Below are 14,418 nucleotides of genomic sequence, written 5' to 3'. Positions count from 1 at the left end.
TGAAGACAGCCTGCAGCGGGGCCAGCCCGCCGCAGGCAGTGCTTACTGCGTGAGTTTGGCTTTGGCTGCCTCCAGGCCAGGCTTGCCGTCAACGGTGGTGACCCCGGCCAGCCAGGTGTCGAGCACCTGCGGGTTGTTTTTCAGCCAGGCCTTGGCTGCGGCGTCGGGTTTCATCTTGTCGTCCAGGACGTTGCCCATCAGCTTGCTTTCCATGTCGAGGGTAAAGGACAGGTTCTTCAGCAACTGGCCGACGTTGCTACATTCCTGAACATAGCCCTTGCGGGTGTTGGTGAGGACGGTGGCCTTGCCGTAGTCGGGGCCGAAGAAGTCATCGCCGCCGTCCAGGTATTTCATCTTGAAGCGGGTGTTCATCGGGTGCGGTTCCCAGCCCAGGAACACCACGGCGGTGTCACGGCGCTGGGCACGTTCGACTTGCGAGAGCATGCCGGCCTCGCTGGACTCGACCACCTTGAAACCGGCGTCCTTGAGGCCGAAGGCGTTCTTGTCGATCATGCTCTGGATGGTGCGGTTGCCGTCGTTGCCCGGCTCGATGCCGTAGATCTTGCCGTCCAGCTCCTTCTTGAACTTGGCAATGTCGGCGAAGTTTTTCAGGCCCTTGTCGTACAGCGCCTGGGGCACCGCCAGGGTGTACTTGGCGTTCTCAAGGTTGGCCCGAACGGTTTCCACGGTGCCGGCATCGCGGTACTGCTTGATGTCGTTTTCCATGGTCGGCATCCAGTTGCCGAGGAACACGTCCATGTTCTTGCCATCGGCCAGCGACTTGTAGGTCACCGGTACCGAAATCATCGTGGTCTTGGTCTTGTAGCCCAGCGACTGGAGCACGACGCTGGTGACCGCGGTGGTCACGGTGATGTCGGTCCAGCCGACATCGGAGAAGTTGACGGTGTGACATTGCTCGGGCTCTGCGGCCTGGGCCAGCACCGGCAGACTCAGCACTGCGGCCAGCAATAGCGAGGGTGAACCTTTCATTCGATGGACTCCTGGGTTTTTTTCTCGGATGTCCCACGGGACCGCCGTGCTTTATGGTTTGCATTCGGTCGGGCCTGACTATCGGGCGATAGCGGGACGGCTGCCGTGCAATCGAGTCGATACCGATCATCTAACAGCGAAAATCAAACGCCTACAGGGTGCGTCGTATCCAGTACAGACAGGGTCGCATCCAGTGTCGATGAGGTCGTTTACAGATTTATCCGGCCCTGTAAACGCAGTTTCGGCACTTGTGCACCGCAAAAAAACGGCGCACAAGCGCGGCTGACAGCTGGCGGCGTTGCTGGGCAAGAACGCGTCGGTTGCAGACGTCAGAGGTCCTGGCAAAAGCCTGATGATGCGCGGAATCGGCGGATTGCCGCCTATTCAGCGTAGCAGTTGCGACGCCCTTGGCTTGGGCTGCGGGGCTGCACATTCAGGCTGTACATTCAGGAGGTAGGTGGCATGGCCATCAGTGTGTTCGACCTGTTCAAGATCGGCGTTGGCCCATCCAGCTCCCATACCGTCGGGCCCATGCGCGCCGCAGCATTGTTCGTCCAGGGCCTGCGCGAGCGCGGCGAGCTTGCACAGGTGCGGCGCGTCGAAGTGCGCCTGTACGGCTCGCTGTCGGCCACCGGTATCGGCCACGGCAGCGACAACGCAGTGATCATGGGCCTGATGGGCGAATGGCCGGACGCCATCGACCCCGCGCAAATCGGTCCGCGCATCGCTGCACTGCGCGAAACAGACACCTTGCTGCTCGATGGCCGGCTGCACGTCGGCTTCGTCTGGGCCCGCGACATGCTGCTGCTCGACGAGAACCTGCCGTACCACCCCAACGCCATGACCCTCATCGCTGAAGGCGCCGCAGGCGAGCTGCACCGCGACACCTATTACTCGGTGGGCGGCGGCTTTGTCGTTGATGCGGCACAGGCTGCCAGCGGTGTGCTGGACGCCGACAACACGGTGCTGCCCTACGATTTCGACAGTGCCGTGGAGTTGCTCGAACTGTGCAAGCAAAACGACCTGCGCGTGTCGCAATTGATGATGGAAAACGAAAAGGTCTGGCGCAGTGAAGCAGAAATTCGTGCCGGGCTGCTGAAGTTGTGGCACGCCATGCAGGCCTGTGTCGAAAACGGCCTCAAATACGAAGGCATCCTGCCTGGCGGGCTCAATGTCAAACGTCGCGCAGCCAAGCTGCACCGCAGCCTGCAGGAACTGAACAAGCCCAATGTCATCGGCTCGACCCTGAGCGCCATGGAATGGGTCAACCTCTATGCCCTGGCGGTCAACGAAGAGAATGCCGCTGGCGGGCGCATGGTCACCGCACCGACCAATGGCGCGGCAGGGATCATCCCTGCGGTGCTGCACTACTACATGCGCTTTAGCGACGAAGTCAGCGAAGCCAACGTCGTCGACTTCTTCCTCGGCGCCGCCGCAGTGGGCATTTTGTGCAAGAAGAATGCTTCGATCTCCGGTGCTGAAGTCGGTTGCCAGGGTGAAGTCGGTTCGGCCTGCGCCATGGCCGCCGCCGGTCTTGCCGAGGTGCTCGGGGCTACCCCGGGGCAACTGGAAAACGCCGCCGAGATCGGTCTTGAGCACAACCTTGGGCTGACCTGCGACCCGGTTGGCGGGCTGGTCCAGGTGCCCTGCATCGAGCGCAACGCGATTGCCGCGGTCAAGGCCATCAATGCCGCGCAGATGGCCTTGCGCGGCGACGGCGAGCACTTCATCTCCCTTGACCGGGTGATCCGCACCATGCGTGACACCGGCGCCGACATGCACGACAAGTACAAGGAAACCTCGCGCGGTGGCCTGGCGGTCAGCGCCATCGAATGTTGAATCGCTGACGCGCCCTGCGCCGTTTTCGCCCACCTTCGGCCTGCGCGCCGCCTTTTGGCGCGCAGGCCTTTCCCGCCTCGAACAATCCGCTGTCACCCCCGTGCCTGGCGCCTTGGGTGACAGTTGCCGATGTCGTTTCTGGGCATCCTTCACACAAGTGCTACCGAATTGCTCATGCGTCCTACAGACCGGCGCTAGGCCGCTGGTTTGCGTTTATAACCGCGCCCGGCAACAAGGGCCATATAGACGCTGCGCGACGTCGTTTTTGGGTTTTGTTGAATGGCCATTCAATTTCAGGCATGGCATTTGCGTTGTGATTGGCAAAGCCCCTGCATCCGAATCGGGGCCGTGACAAAAAAGCCCGTGCCTGCCTGAGGCACAACCTGCATTGTGTGAGGAGATACCGCGATGACGTCGTACAACTCCGGGACCCCAACCCAGAACCGCACGCCCCAATCCATCGGCTTCCTGCTGCTGGACAATTTCACGCTGATTTCCCTGGCTTCCGCTGTTGAGCCGCTGCGCATGGCCAACCAGCTGTCCGGCCGCGAGCTGTACCGCTGGAGCACCCTGAGCGTGGATGGCGGCCAGGTGTGGGCCAGCGACGGCTTGCAGATCACTCCCGATGCGGCAATGCACAAGGCACCGGCTATGGACACCGTGATTGTCTGTGGCGGTATTGGTATCCAGCGCACCGTTACCCGCGAGCACGTCACCTGGCTGCAGAGCCAGGCGCGCCAGTCGCGACGGCTGGGTGCGGTGTGCACCGGCAGCTGGGCCCTGGCCTGTGCCGGCCTGCTCGATGGTTTTGACTGCAGCGTGCACTGGGAATGCCTGGCGGCGATGCAGGAAGCCTTCCCGCGGGTGAGCATGAGCACCCGTTTATTCACCCTCGACCGCAACCGCTTCACCAGCTCCGGCGGCACTGCGCCGCTGGACATGATGCTGCACCTGATCAGCCGTGATCATGGTCGCGAGCTGTCGGCGGCGATCTCGGAGATGTTTGTCTACGAGCGCATCCGCAACGAACAGGACCACCAGCGCGTGCCGCTCAAGCACATGCTCGGCACCAACCAGCCGAAACTGCAGGAAATCGTCGCGTTGATGGAAGCCAACCTCGAAGAGCCGATCGACCTGGATGAACTGGCCGTTTATGTGTCGGTGTCGCGGCGCCAGCTTGAGCGCCTGTTCCAGAAGTACCTGCACTGCTCGCCGTCACGCTACTACCTGAAGCTGCGGCTGATCCGCGCCCGGCAACTGCTCAAGCAGACGCCGATGTCGATCATCGAAGTGGCTTCGGTGTGCGGCTTTGTCTCGACCCCGCATTTCTCCAAGTGCTACCGCGAGTACTTCGGCATTCCGCCGCGTGACGAGCGCGTGGGCTCTAATACTGCCCAGCAGGTGGCGATGATGCCGATCCCGCAGGCGCTGGTGCTGTCGCCGCTGGCCGGGCCGATGTCGGCGTTGAGCCAGGCGCGCAATGAGTCGACTTTTGCCAGTGTGAGGCTCTGATTCCGAGCTGAATTCATCGCGGGTCAAGCCCGCTCCCACAGGAGTTAGGTGATCTCTGTGGGAGCGGGCTTGACCCGCGATGCTTTTAGCGATTCTGGAATTGTGCCAATGCCGGCAACAGCTGTTTGTCGATGGCTTTACGAACGTCCGGCAGAATAGTCGCACTACTGGTGTACATCTGCTCGACCATGACCTTCAAGGCTTTGGCCCGCGGCTCACTCAAACCGCGTACCGCACACTCGCAGGCCTGTTCGGCACTGGCCCCGGCCGGCGTCTCGAAACCCAGCGCGCGCAGCTGGCCCAGCAGGTCGTCCTGATCAATCAAATCCGCATGCATCATGGTTGTTGTCCTTGTTTGCAGGTGTGATCGTCAGTCGATTCTGTGGGCCCGGGCGCACTGCGGCAAGGGCAGATTGTCGCAATGGCCGCTTTACCTAAGCACAGGTCGTTTTCGGGTAAATCGGCGGGGGAGAGAGGCTGCACACTGGGGCCATGCACAGAAAAGGAAGGTTTGGTCACCATCCGCTTGAAGCATGTTCATGCTCGCTCTTGGCCCCGGTTGCTTCACGGCTTGTCGGGGTTATTTTTTTGCTTTTGAATCATTGGCAACCCGATCACCCGGCCAACAAACTCGGCCGCCGGCAGATCAACCTGCTCATTCACGGCCCCCTGCAAGCGCTCAAGCACCGCTGGTGCAAACGGTGCTGACCTCGGTCCGGCAAGGTCGACATGCAACAGCATCTGTTCACTGGCCGCCAGCGCTTCATCAAACCCCTCGCGATGCAGGCTGTGGTACAGGTGCAGGCGCTTGTGGTCAAAACCGATAACCTGGCTCTGCACCCACACCTGGGTGCCGAGCTTTACCTCATGCAAGTAGTTCAGGTGGCACTCCAGGGTGAACAGCGAGTGGCCGCTGGCGCTGCGGTTGTCGCTGTCCAGGCCGATGCGGTCCATAAAGGCATCGGTGGCATAGCTGAAGATCAGCAGGTAGAAGGCATCGCGCAGATGCCCGTTGTAGTCGACCCAGTCTGCCTGGACCTGGGTCTGGTAGGTGATCAAGGCGGGCATCGCTGCACTCCGGTCAGTCGCTGAAGGCCATGCCGTGCTTGGCCTTGGTGGTTTTTACCGCATCCAGCACGGCCAGCAGGCAATCATCACGATAGCGCTCCAGCGCGCTGATGCTGCGCTCGCCCAGTTGTTCGCCGGTGCCGTCGACCACGGCGTCGATCAGGCCGTCGGTCAGTTCGGGCGCGGGCAGGTAGGTCCAGGGCAGTTGCAACGCCGGGCCGAACTGGGCCATGAAGTGGCGCATGCCGGCGTCGCCTCCGGCCAGGGTATAGGTGAGGAAGGTGCCCATGAACGACCAGCGCAAACCGGCGCCAAAGCGGATTGCGTCGTCGATCTCACCGGTGGTCGCCACGCCATCGTTGACCAAGTGCAGAGCCTCGCGCCACAGCGCTTCGAGCAGGCGGTCGGCGATAAAACCGGGCACTTCCTTGCGCACATGCAGCGGGCGCATGCCGAGGCGGGTGTAGACGGTTTTTGCCGCTTCGATGGCCTCGGGCGCGGTCTTGTTGCTGCCGACGATTTCTACCAGCGGCAGCAGGTACACCGGGTTGAACGGATGGCCGACCACGCAGCGTTCGGGGTGGGTCGAAGATTCGTAGAACTCGCTGGGCAGCAGGCCCGAAGTGCTAGAGCCGATCAGCGCATTGGGCTTGGCTGCGGCGCTGATCTTGCTGTGCAGGTCGAGCTTTAGGTCGAGGCGCTCGGGGGCGCTTTCCTGGATGAAATCGGCATCGCGCACGCATTCCTCGATAGTCGCCACAAAGCGCAGGCGCTGCTGCGAGGCGCCGGGTGCCAGGCCCTGTTGCTCCAGGGCCGGCCAGGCATTGGCGATACGCTTGCGCAAGGCCGCCTCTGCTCCCGGCGCCGGGTCCCAGGCGACTACATCCAGGCCGTGGGCCAGGGCGCGGGCCACCCAGCCGCTGCCGATTACGCCGCTGCCCATGGCTGCAAAAGTCTTGATCTCGGTGATAAAGCTCATCGGTTTCTCCAGCAGTCAGCGACGGGTCAGGTTCATTTTGGCGCGGCCCTCGGCAGGGCTGAGTACCCGTGCGCCAAGGCGGCTGAGAATCTCGCTGGCGCGTTCCACCAGTTGGCCGTTGCTGGCCAGCACGCCTTTGTCCAGGTACAGGTTGTCTTCCAGGCCGACCCGCACGTTGCCGCCCAGCAGCACCGCCTGCGCCGCCATCGGCATCTGCATGCGGCCGATGCCGAAGCCGGCCCAGGTCACGCCTGGCGGCAGGTTGTCGACCATGGCTTTCATGGTGGCGGTGTCGGCCGGCGCGCCCCAGGGGATGCCCAGGCACAGCTGGAACAACGGGTCGTCGAGCAGGCCTTCCTTGATCATCTGCTTGGCGAACCACAGGTGGCCGGTGTCGAAGATTTCCAGCTCCGCTTTGACGCCCAGTTCAGTGATGCGCCTGGCCCCAGCGCGCAGTTGCGCCGGGGTCGAGACGTAGATGCTGTTGCCGTCGCCAAAGTTGAGGGTGCCGCAGTCCAGGGTGCAGATTTCCGGCAGCAGCGCCTCGACGTGGGCCAGGCGCTCCAGCGGGCCGATCAGGTCGGTGCCGGCGCCGAACTCCAGCGGAGTTTCGCCCGGGCCGATCTCCAGGTCGCCACCCATGCCGGCGGTGAGGTTGACGATGATGTCGACGTCGGATTCGCGGATGCGCTCCATCACCTCGCGGTACAAGTTGACGTCGCGGCTGAAGCGGCCGGTTTGCGGGTCGCGAACGTGGCAGTGGACCACCGTGGCACCGGCTTTGGCGGCTTCTACCGCGGCTGCGGCGATCTGTTTCGGGGTGACCGGGACCAGGTGGCTTTTGCTGGCGGTGTCGCCGGCGCCGGTCAGGGCGCAGGTGATGATGACGTCGTGGTTCATGTGCGGTTTCCTTCGGGCGAGTTGGGGCCATCGCGGGTCAAGCCCGCTCCCACAGGGTCTGTCAGTTAGCGGTCAGTTGCAGGTTTTCGGCGGCCGGTTTGCCGTCAAACGTGGTCACCCCTTCAAGCCAGCGCTTCTGGTCTTGCGGGTGATCCTTGAGCCACTGGCGGGCGGAGTCCAGCGCATCCTTGTGCTCGAGTAGCGGCTGCATCATGCGGCTCTCGTCTTCGGCGGTGAATTTCAGGTTGCTCAGCAGGCGATGGGCATTCGGGCAGCGCTGGGCGAAGTCGGGGGCGGTAACGGTCCACACCGTGGCGCGGCCTTCGTCCGGGCCCAGGGCGTCTTCGCTGCCGCTGAGGTAGGCCATGTCGATGTTGACGTTCATCGGGTGCGGCGCCCAGCCGAAGAACACCACCGCCTCTTTGCGCCGTACCGCGCGGTCGACGGCGGCGAGCATGCCGGCCTCGCTGGACTCGACCAGCTGGAACTTGCCGAGGCCGAACTGGTTCTTGCTGATCATCGCCTTGATCTGGGTGTTGGCGCCGGAGCCTGGCTCGATGCCGTAGATCTTGCCGCCCAGCTCCTTCTCGAACCTGGCAATGTCGGCGAAGGTTTTCAGGCCCTTGTCGGCCAGGTAGCTGGGCACCGCGAGGGTGGCGCGGGCGTCATCCAGGCTCGGCTGGTCGAGGACCTTGACCTGCTTGGCGTCGATGAACGGGGTGATGGTCTGGGTCATGATCGGGTTCCAGTAGCCAAGGAACATGTCCAGGCGCTGGTCGCGAATGCCGGCGAAAATGATCTGTTGCGAGGCGCTGGTCTGCTTGGTCTTGTAGCCCAGGCCATCGAGCAGCACCTGGGTCATGGCGCTGGTGGCCATCACGTCGGTCCAGTTCACCACGCCAAGGCGCACGTTCTTGCAGGCGGCCGGTTCTGCGGCCATCACGTTGGTGCTGAGGATTGCGGTACCGACGAGCATCAGCAGGCTACGGCTGATCATTCTGTTCATGGTGGCTCCTCCAACGGCAGTTCTAATTGTTATAGGGGGCGGCCTCTGCGTGCCGTGTGATCAAACTACGCGGCTGCTGTGGGTAAAAATCGCACTGTGGCGACCGGCACTTGCACAGTGGCGACCAGCGCGCTATTAACCCTGCATCCGTGGCCGTCGAGTCGTCGCTATGCCCCAGGATTTCCATTTCTTGCTGTTGCCGGGTTTCTCCGCGATCGGTTTTATATCTGCGGTAGAGCCGCTGCGGGTGGCCAACCGCTTTCGCGGCGAGCTGTACCGCTGGCAGGTGCTGAGCATAGATGGCGGTGCAGTGCAGGCCAGCAACGGCATGTCGGTGAATGCCGACGCCGCGCTGCAGCCGCTGGGCAAGGGCGCAACCCTGCTGGTGGTGGCCGGTTTCGAGCCGCTGCGCAGCTTCGGCCCGGCCCTGCAGCACTGGTTGCGCAAGCTTGATCACGAAGGCGTGGTATTGGGCGGCATCGATACCGGCAGCGTGGTGCTGGCCGAGGCCGGTTTGCTTGAGGGTTACCGGGTGACCCTGCACTGGGAAGCGCTGGAGGCCTTCAAGGAAAGTTACCCGCAGTTGCAGGCGACCCAGGAGCTGTTCGAAGTCGATCGCCGGCGCATTACCTCTGCGGGAGGCACCGCTTCGATCGACCTGATGCTCGACCTGATCGCCCAGGCTCATGGCCCGGAGCTGGCGATCCAGGTGTCGGAGCAGTTCGTGCTCGGCCGGATTCGCCCGCGCCAGGATCACCAGCGCATGCAGATCGCCTCACGCTACGGCATCAGCAACAAGAAGCTGGTGCAGGTGATCGGTGAAATGGAGCGCAACACCGAGCAACCGCTCAACACCTTGGTGCTCGCCGAGTCGGTGCAGGTCACCCGACGCCAGCTGGAGCGCCTGTTCAAGCTTTACCTGCACGACACCCCCAGCGGCTTCTACCTGCGCCTGCGCCTGGACAAGGCCCGGCAGTTGCTGCGCCAGACCGACCTCAGCGTGCTGGAGGTGGGCATCGCTTGCGGGTTCGAGTCGGCGTCGTATTTCACCCGTTGTTACCGCGGGCGCTTCCAGCGTTGCCCGCGCGAAGACCGCAAGGCCGCGGCGGCCAGCCTCAGCGGCGCTTGAGCAACAGCGCGCAGGCGCTTTTGTAGGCTTCGTGCTGGTACTTGTTCAGCGACGCCGGCAGTTCAAGGTCGTGTTTCTTCGCTTGGGCGCTGACGGTCTGCGGTGACACCAGCTCGACCTCGCAATTGTCCAGCAACTGCAGCACGCCCTCGATCTTGAAGGTGGTCGGGCCGCCGGCGAAATCGCCTTTCTTGCTGCGCTTTTTGATCGCCAGGTGGCTGATGCCCTGCTCGGCGATAAAGGCCTGGGCCTGGCGGGCAAAGGCTTTGACGCTATCTGCCAGTTCGTCGTCTGCCAGGGCGATTTTTTTCGTCGCCACGGCAAGGTGCACAGGGCTGGCGCCGTCCAGGGTGGCAACGGCAAGCAGCGCTTCGCTGCCTTTGATTTCAATTCCGCAGATTTTCATGCTGGTCTCAATCGGAGTTCTGCAGCCCCAGGGACTGCAAGTATTCGGAGCGATCATCGCTACGTTGGGCAATGCAGGTGTTCAAGGCCGCGTCGAAAGCCTTGCCGGGTTGCTGGTCATAGGTCTCGACCTTGCAATCGGCGTCGCGCAGTTGCTTCCAGATGGCTTGGGCCTCACGCAGGCGCTTGCTCAGCTCGTCGACCTTGGCTTGCTGGCCGCCGTACTGCTCGCCAATGCGCTGCAGCAGGTCATCGAAAGCGGCATTGAGTTCGCGTTCGGCGGTAGTGCGGCTGTATTGGGCGCACGCATAGCTTTGCTGGTCGGTGTCGACGTTGTCGCACGGGGTGCTTTCGTCGTCCTCGGCATGGGCGCCGAATGCCAGCAATACCAGGGCCAGGCCTACCATCGTTCTCATCTGCGACATCCTCCGAAAGCTTGCGCGAACATGGGCGCCGATTCTCGCTCAGCGCCGCAGCAAAGAACAGGGTAGCCGCTGCTCCTGTGAAAAAGCGTACCGGCAGTGTGAACACTTATTCACAGACGTTTCATAAAGCTGCACATAAACTCGGCGCTTTGCCTTTACCCACTCTGAATAGCCCGTGGATCCGCTATGGAAAGCACCGCACTGATCAAGGTACTGCTGGTCGAGGATGACCTGAAACTGGCCGGCCTGGTTGCGCACTTTCTGGCCGAACACGGCTTTCAGGTGCATTGCGTGCATCGTGGCGACCAGGCGCTGGAGGCCTTTGTCCAGTTCAAGCCGGCGCTGGTGGTGCTTGACCTGATGCTGCCGGGCTTGAGCGGTTTGCAGGTGTGTCGGGCGATTCGCAGCCAGGCGGCAACCCCGATCGTTATCCTGACGGCCCGCGAGGACGATCTGGACCATATCCTTGGCCTTGAATCCGGTGCCGACGACTATGTGATCAAGCCGATCAAACCACCGGTGTTGCTGGCCCGTCTGCGTGCTCTGCAGCGGCGCAAGGGCAGTGAGCCGCTTAGTCGCGACAGCCTGCGTTTCGGCAACCTGAGCATCGACCGGGCCAGTCGCGAGGCGCACCTGGGTGAGGAGCCGATCGAGCTGAGCACCATGGAGTTCGAGCTGCTCTGGTTGCTGGCAAGCGCTGCCGGCCAGACCCTGTCGCGCGATGACATCCTCAATCGCCTGCGCGGCATTGCCTTCGACGGCTTCAACCGTAGCGTCGATGTCTATGTCAGCAAGCTGCGCGGCAAATTGCGCGACAACCCCCGCGAGCCTGTGTGCATCAAGACGGTGTGGGGCAAGGGCTACCTGTTCAATCCGTTTGCCTGGGAGCTGTAGATGCTGCGCTTGTTTCTGGGCTTGTTCAGTACTCTGGTCATTGCCTTCGCCCTGGCTGTACCGTCGATCAACACGTTTTTCGATTGGTACCTGAAAACCAGCGACGATGTTTACTATCGCGAATCGATGCGCGGCCCGGCCTACAGCCTGGTGGAGCAACTGCGGCCGTTGCCCGTGGCCGAGCGGCAGCAGCGTCTTGATGCGTTGCAGCCGCACTACGGGATGACTCTCAAGCTGGTCGAGCGCGACCAGCTGCAATTAAGCGAGCAGGATCGGGCCCTGTTGGCCGACAAACAGATGCTGATACTCGACGATGTCAGCCATTTCATCATTCCCATCGATGCTGGCAGCCAGCTGCTGAGCGTCAGCCTGCCGCCCGACTTGCGCATGACCACCGCCTTTACCGTCAGCGCTTATGCCATGTTTGCCAGCATGCTTGGCATTGCCGTGTTCTGCTGGGTATGGCCGCACTGGCGCGACCTTGAGCGATTGCGCCTGGCGGCCCAGCGCTTTGGTGACAACGATCTGCGTTCGCGCATTCACTTGTCGCGGCGCTCGAACATTCATCAACTGGCCGAGCATTTCAACCAGATGGCCGCGCGCATCGAAGGCCTGATCGCCAATCAACGCGAACTGACCAATGCGGTATCCCACGAACTGCGCACGCCCATTGCCCGCCTGTCGTTCGAGCTTGAGCAACTGCGCCGGCTGGCCCGCCAGGAAGGTTGCGCCGAGCTGATCAACGACATGCACGCCGACCTCGGCGACCTGGAAGAGATGGTCTCGGAGTTGCTCACCTATGCCAGCCTCGAACGCGGGGCCGCCGAGATCAAGCACGAAACCATCCAGGCCAATCACTGGCTCGACAGTGTCCTGGGCAGTGTTGCCCTGGAGGCCGAGGCTGCCGGTGTGCAGCTGACGCTGCAGGCGTGTACGGTGCAAAGCATCCGTATCGAGCCGCGGTTCATGGCGCGGGCGGTGATCAACCTGCTGCGCAATGCCATTCGCTATGCCGACGCCGAGGTGCGGGTCAGCCTGCAGCGAGAAGGCGAGCAGTATTGCATCGTGGTGGAAGACGACGGCCCAGGCGTGCCGTTTGCCGCCCGGGAAAAGATTTTCGAGCCGTTTTCGCGCCTGGATGTCAGTCGTGACCGGCGTACCGGTGGCTTTGGCCTGGGCCTGGCGCTGGTGCGCAGGGTGTCGCAGTGGCACGGTGGCTATGCCCTGGTACGCGATAGCCGCGAAGGTGGCGCCAGCTTCGTGTTGAGCTGGCCGCACAGCGATGTTTGATACCTAGAACTGCAGCCCGGCGTCCTGCTCGGGGCCGCGCACAAAGCGATAGCCGAGTACCCGCAAGCCGTCGCTGCGCCGGGTCAGGGTGTTGCCGGCGCCGAGCGCGCTGCCGGCCAGCAGGGCGTGGACGTCATCCAGCGGCTGGACCAGGAATTCGCCCAGGGTTTCGCCGTTGCGCCGGCCCTGGGCCAGCAGCAGGCCCTGATCGATGCGCAAGGTCAGGCCGTCGAGCAGCGGATCGCGCTCATTCGGGCTGACCAGGCGGTAACGGCCGACGCTGGTTTGCCAGTCGGCGGGTATCGGCGCGGGCTCGATACGCTCGCCCAGAGGCAGGGTCTGGCCGTGGCGCCTGATCGCCAGCACCTGTTTGTTGGCGACGCTGATCACATCCAGCTGCAGGTCCTGAAGCGGGCCTGGGTCCAGCGACCACACGCCCAGCAGCCTTTTTTGTGCCCGCAACCAGCCTTGACTGTCGCGCAGCAGCTCGACGCGCTTGCCGGCCAGTTCGGCAAACAGCTGCTGGCGCTGGTCGCTGAGGCGGATCACGCCCAAGGGGCTGGCGTACAAGCCGGCCAGGCGCTGGCGGTCTCGCGGGCTGGGTACCACGGCTGAGGTCAGCGGCGGCAGGCTCGGGGTACAGTCGCGCGGGCAGGCGAGCGCAGTGCCACGGGCCTGCAGCATCAAGCGCAACGCCTGGGTGGCCAGCTCGCTGACCAGCGCCTCGGCAGTGTCGGCATTGGCCATCACCACCACCGCCAGCTGCGGCTCGGGGAGCACGCTCAGTTGCGCGGCAAAGTCGCCGGTCGAGCCACTGTGCTGCCATTGTTGCAACTGCGCGCCGATGCGCGGGTCACCGCAGGGGCCCAAGTACCAGGCCAGGCCGATCGGGCAATCGAAGTCCAGGGCATTGGCTCGGTTCTGCTGGCGGAACATCTCGGCAATCGATTGCTGGCTGAGCACCTGGCGACCGTCGAAACGGCCCTGGGCGAAGAGCATCTGCACGAACTGGCCGACCTCCCGAGGTGTGGTCCACAGGCCGCCGGCAGGCAGGTCGCGGATCTCTTCGTCGCTGCTGCGCTGGCCCTGCAGGTAGCCGCGGGCGCGATAGGGTTGCAGTTCGCTGTTGCCGACGAAGCTCGAGTGCTCCATGCCCAAGGGTTGCAACAAGTGCTGTTGCAGGCGGGTTTCAAAGGGTTGCCCGCTGCTGCGCTCGATGGCGGCGCCGAGCAGGGCAAAACCCAGGTTGGAATAGGCCATCTGCGTGCCCGGCGCAGTGTTCAGCCACACCCCCGAGGCCCGCTGCGGCAGGTTCTTCAGTGGGTCATCCGTGCGCAAGCGCGGCAGGAACTCGCTCGGCAGGCCCGCCTGGTGGCTGAGCAGGCGGCGCAGGGTGATGGCGTCGTTGGCGCTGCGGGCATCGGCATGAAAGCGCGAGCGCACGCGAAACTCCGGCAAGCTGCGCGACAGTGGTGCGTCCAGGCTCAGGCGCTGCTGTTCCACCAGTTGCAGGGTGGCGCTGGCGGTAAACAGCTTGGACAGCGAACCGGCTCGAAACGCCGTGGCCGGCGTCACCCGCATATGCAGCGTCTGGTCTGCCAGGCCGAAGCCTTCGGCCCAGACCAGCTCCTGGCCGTCGATCAATGCCAGCGACAGCCCGGGCACATGGTTCTTGCGCATTTGTTCGGGGATGCTCTGGCGCAGGTGTTCGATCACCGCCCGGTAGTCACCCTCGGCGATCGGCGGCAGGCTGGTTGGCGGCCGTTCACCGCAGCCGGTGTTGACGAGCAGCAGGCCGAACAACGAAGCAAGGCGAAGCGAGCGAAGCATGGGGCACCTGAGCGGCAATGACGGTCATTGCATGCTAGGGCAGGGGCCTGCGGCAATCTTTGCGTGGATTGTCGGGAAACTGTTAAAGACTGTGCCGCAGCGTGGGGCAACGCCCCTTTGTCGTTGTTTGACGCTTTCGGCAATTCCCCTG

At 63.2% G+C, this 14,418-nt stretch carries 14 protein-coding genes; 5 read left to right on the top strand and 9 right to left on the bottom strand.

Annotated features, from left to right (window positions below; genetic code table 11):
- Window positions 1–42: 42 nt before the first annotated feature.
- Window positions 43–990 (bottom strand): choline ABC transporter substrate-binding protein, encoded by a 948-nt coding sequence (locus LOY22_RS24925; protein ID WP_093378641.1) that lies wholly within the window; start codon window positions 988–990, stop codon window positions 43–45.
- A 462-nt stretch (window positions 991–1,452) separates the two neighbouring features.
- Between LOY22_RS24925 and LOY22_RS24920 the strand changes: the two genes are divergently transcribed.
- Together LOY22_RS24920 and LOY22_RS24915 are read left to right on the top strand one after the other, a co-directional pair.
- Window positions 1,453–2,829, top strand: a complete 1,377-nt coding sequence (locus tag LOY22_RS24920; RefSeq protein ID WP_258595215.1) for an L-serine ammonia-lyase — start codon at window positions 1,453–1,455, stop codon at window positions 2,827–2,829.
- Window positions 2,830–3,237: 408 nt separating this feature from the next.
- Window positions 3,238–4,341, top strand: a complete 1,104-nt coding sequence (locus LOY22_RS24915) for a GlxA family transcriptional regulator (RefSeq protein WP_093378649.1) — start codon at window positions 3,238–3,240, stop codon at window positions 4,339–4,341.
- Window positions 4,342–4,426: 85 nt separating this feature from the next.
- Here LOY22_RS24915 and LOY22_RS24910 read toward each other — a convergent pair whose 3' ends face one another.
- The 5 genes from LOY22_RS24910 to LOY22_RS24890 all read right to left on the bottom strand — a co-directional run bounded on the left by LOY22_RS24910 (window position 4,427) and on the right by LOY22_RS24890 (window position 8,294).
- Window positions 4,427–4,681, bottom strand: coding sequence for a hypothetical protein (locus LOY22_RS24910; protein ID WP_093378659.1), 255 nt, complete (start codon window positions 4,679–4,681; stop codon window positions 4,427–4,429).
- Between the two features lie 224 nt (window positions 4,682–4,905).
- A complete protein-coding gene (locus LOY22_RS24905; protein WP_258595213.1) occupies window positions 4,906–5,409 on the bottom strand; it encodes a thioesterase family protein in 504 nt (167 codons plus the stop codon).
- A 13-nt stretch (window positions 5,410–5,422) separates the two neighbouring features.
- Window positions 5,423–6,388, bottom strand: coding sequence for an L-carnitine dehydrogenase (locus tag LOY22_RS24900; protein ID WP_258595211.1), 966 nt, complete (start codon window positions 6,386–6,388; stop codon window positions 5,423–5,425).
- 15 nt (window positions 6,389–6,403) lie between these two features.
- The gene (locus tag LOY22_RS24895; RefSeq protein WP_195885208.1) at window positions 6,404–7,288 is read right to left on the bottom strand and encodes a 3-keto-5-aminohexanoate cleavage protein; all 885 of its coding nucleotides are present in this window, start codon (window positions 7,286–7,288) and stop codon (window positions 6,404–6,406) included.
- A 61-nt stretch (window positions 7,289–7,349) separates the two neighbouring features.
- Window positions 7,350–8,294, bottom strand: a complete 945-nt coding sequence (locus LOY22_RS24890) for a choline ABC transporter substrate-binding protein (protein WP_258595208.1) — start codon at window positions 8,292–8,294, stop codon at window positions 7,350–7,352.
- Between the two features lie 169 nt (window positions 8,295–8,463).
- Here LOY22_RS24890 and LOY22_RS24885 point away from each other — a divergent pair, with 169 nt between their 5' ends.
- Entirely contained in the window at window positions 8,464–9,423 is a 960-nt protein-coding gene (locus LOY22_RS24885) for a GlxA family transcriptional regulator (RefSeq protein WP_258595206.1), read from the top strand.
- Here the strand turns inward: LOY22_RS24885 and LOY22_RS24880 are convergent.
- Both LOY22_RS24880 and LOY22_RS24875 read right to left on the bottom strand, forming a co-directional pair.
- Entirely contained in the window at window positions 9,410–9,829 is a 420-nt protein-coding gene (locus LOY22_RS24880) for a DUF3010 family protein (RefSeq protein ID WP_093378682.1), read from the bottom strand. The genes LOY22_RS24885 and LOY22_RS24880 overlap by 14 nt on opposite strands.
- Window positions 9,830–9,836: 7 nt before the next feature.
- Window positions 9,837–10,244 (bottom strand): lysozyme inhibitor LprI family protein, encoded by a 408-nt coding sequence (locus LOY22_RS24875; RefSeq protein WP_093378685.1) that lies wholly within the window; start codon window positions 10,242–10,244, stop codon window positions 9,837–9,839.
- A 195-nt stretch (window positions 10,245–10,439) separates the two neighbouring features.
- Here LOY22_RS24875 and LOY22_RS24870 point away from each other — a divergent pair, with 195 nt between their 5' ends.
- Together LOY22_RS24870 and LOY22_RS24865 are read left to right on the top strand one after the other, a co-directional pair.
- On the top strand, window positions 10,440–11,147 hold the full coding sequence (locus tag LOY22_RS24870) for a winged helix-turn-helix domain-containing protein (protein WP_258595203.1): 708 nt from the start codon (window positions 10,440–10,442) through the stop codon (window positions 11,145–11,147).
- Entirely contained in the window at window positions 11,148–12,437 is a 1,290-nt protein-coding gene (locus LOY22_RS24865) for an ATP-binding protein (RefSeq protein ID WP_258595201.1), read from the top strand.
- Window positions 12,438–12,440: 3 nt separating this feature from the next.
- Here LOY22_RS24865 and LOY22_RS24860 read toward each other — a convergent pair whose 3' ends face one another.
- Entirely contained in the window at window positions 12,441–14,267 is a 1,827-nt protein-coding gene (locus LOY22_RS24860) for a serine hydrolase (protein ID WP_258595199.1), read from the bottom strand.
- Between the last annotated feature and the right edge of the window lie 151 nt (window positions 14,268–14,418).

Origin of the sequence: Pseudomonas sp. B21-035 (assembly GCF_024748945.1) — a bacterium.
GTDB lineage: Bacteria > Pseudomonadota > Gammaproteobacteria > Pseudomonadales > Pseudomonadaceae > Aquipseudomonas.
The sequence above is the reverse complement of the archived record's forward strand: the minus strand, read 5'-3'. Positions and strand labels throughout refer to the sequence as shown.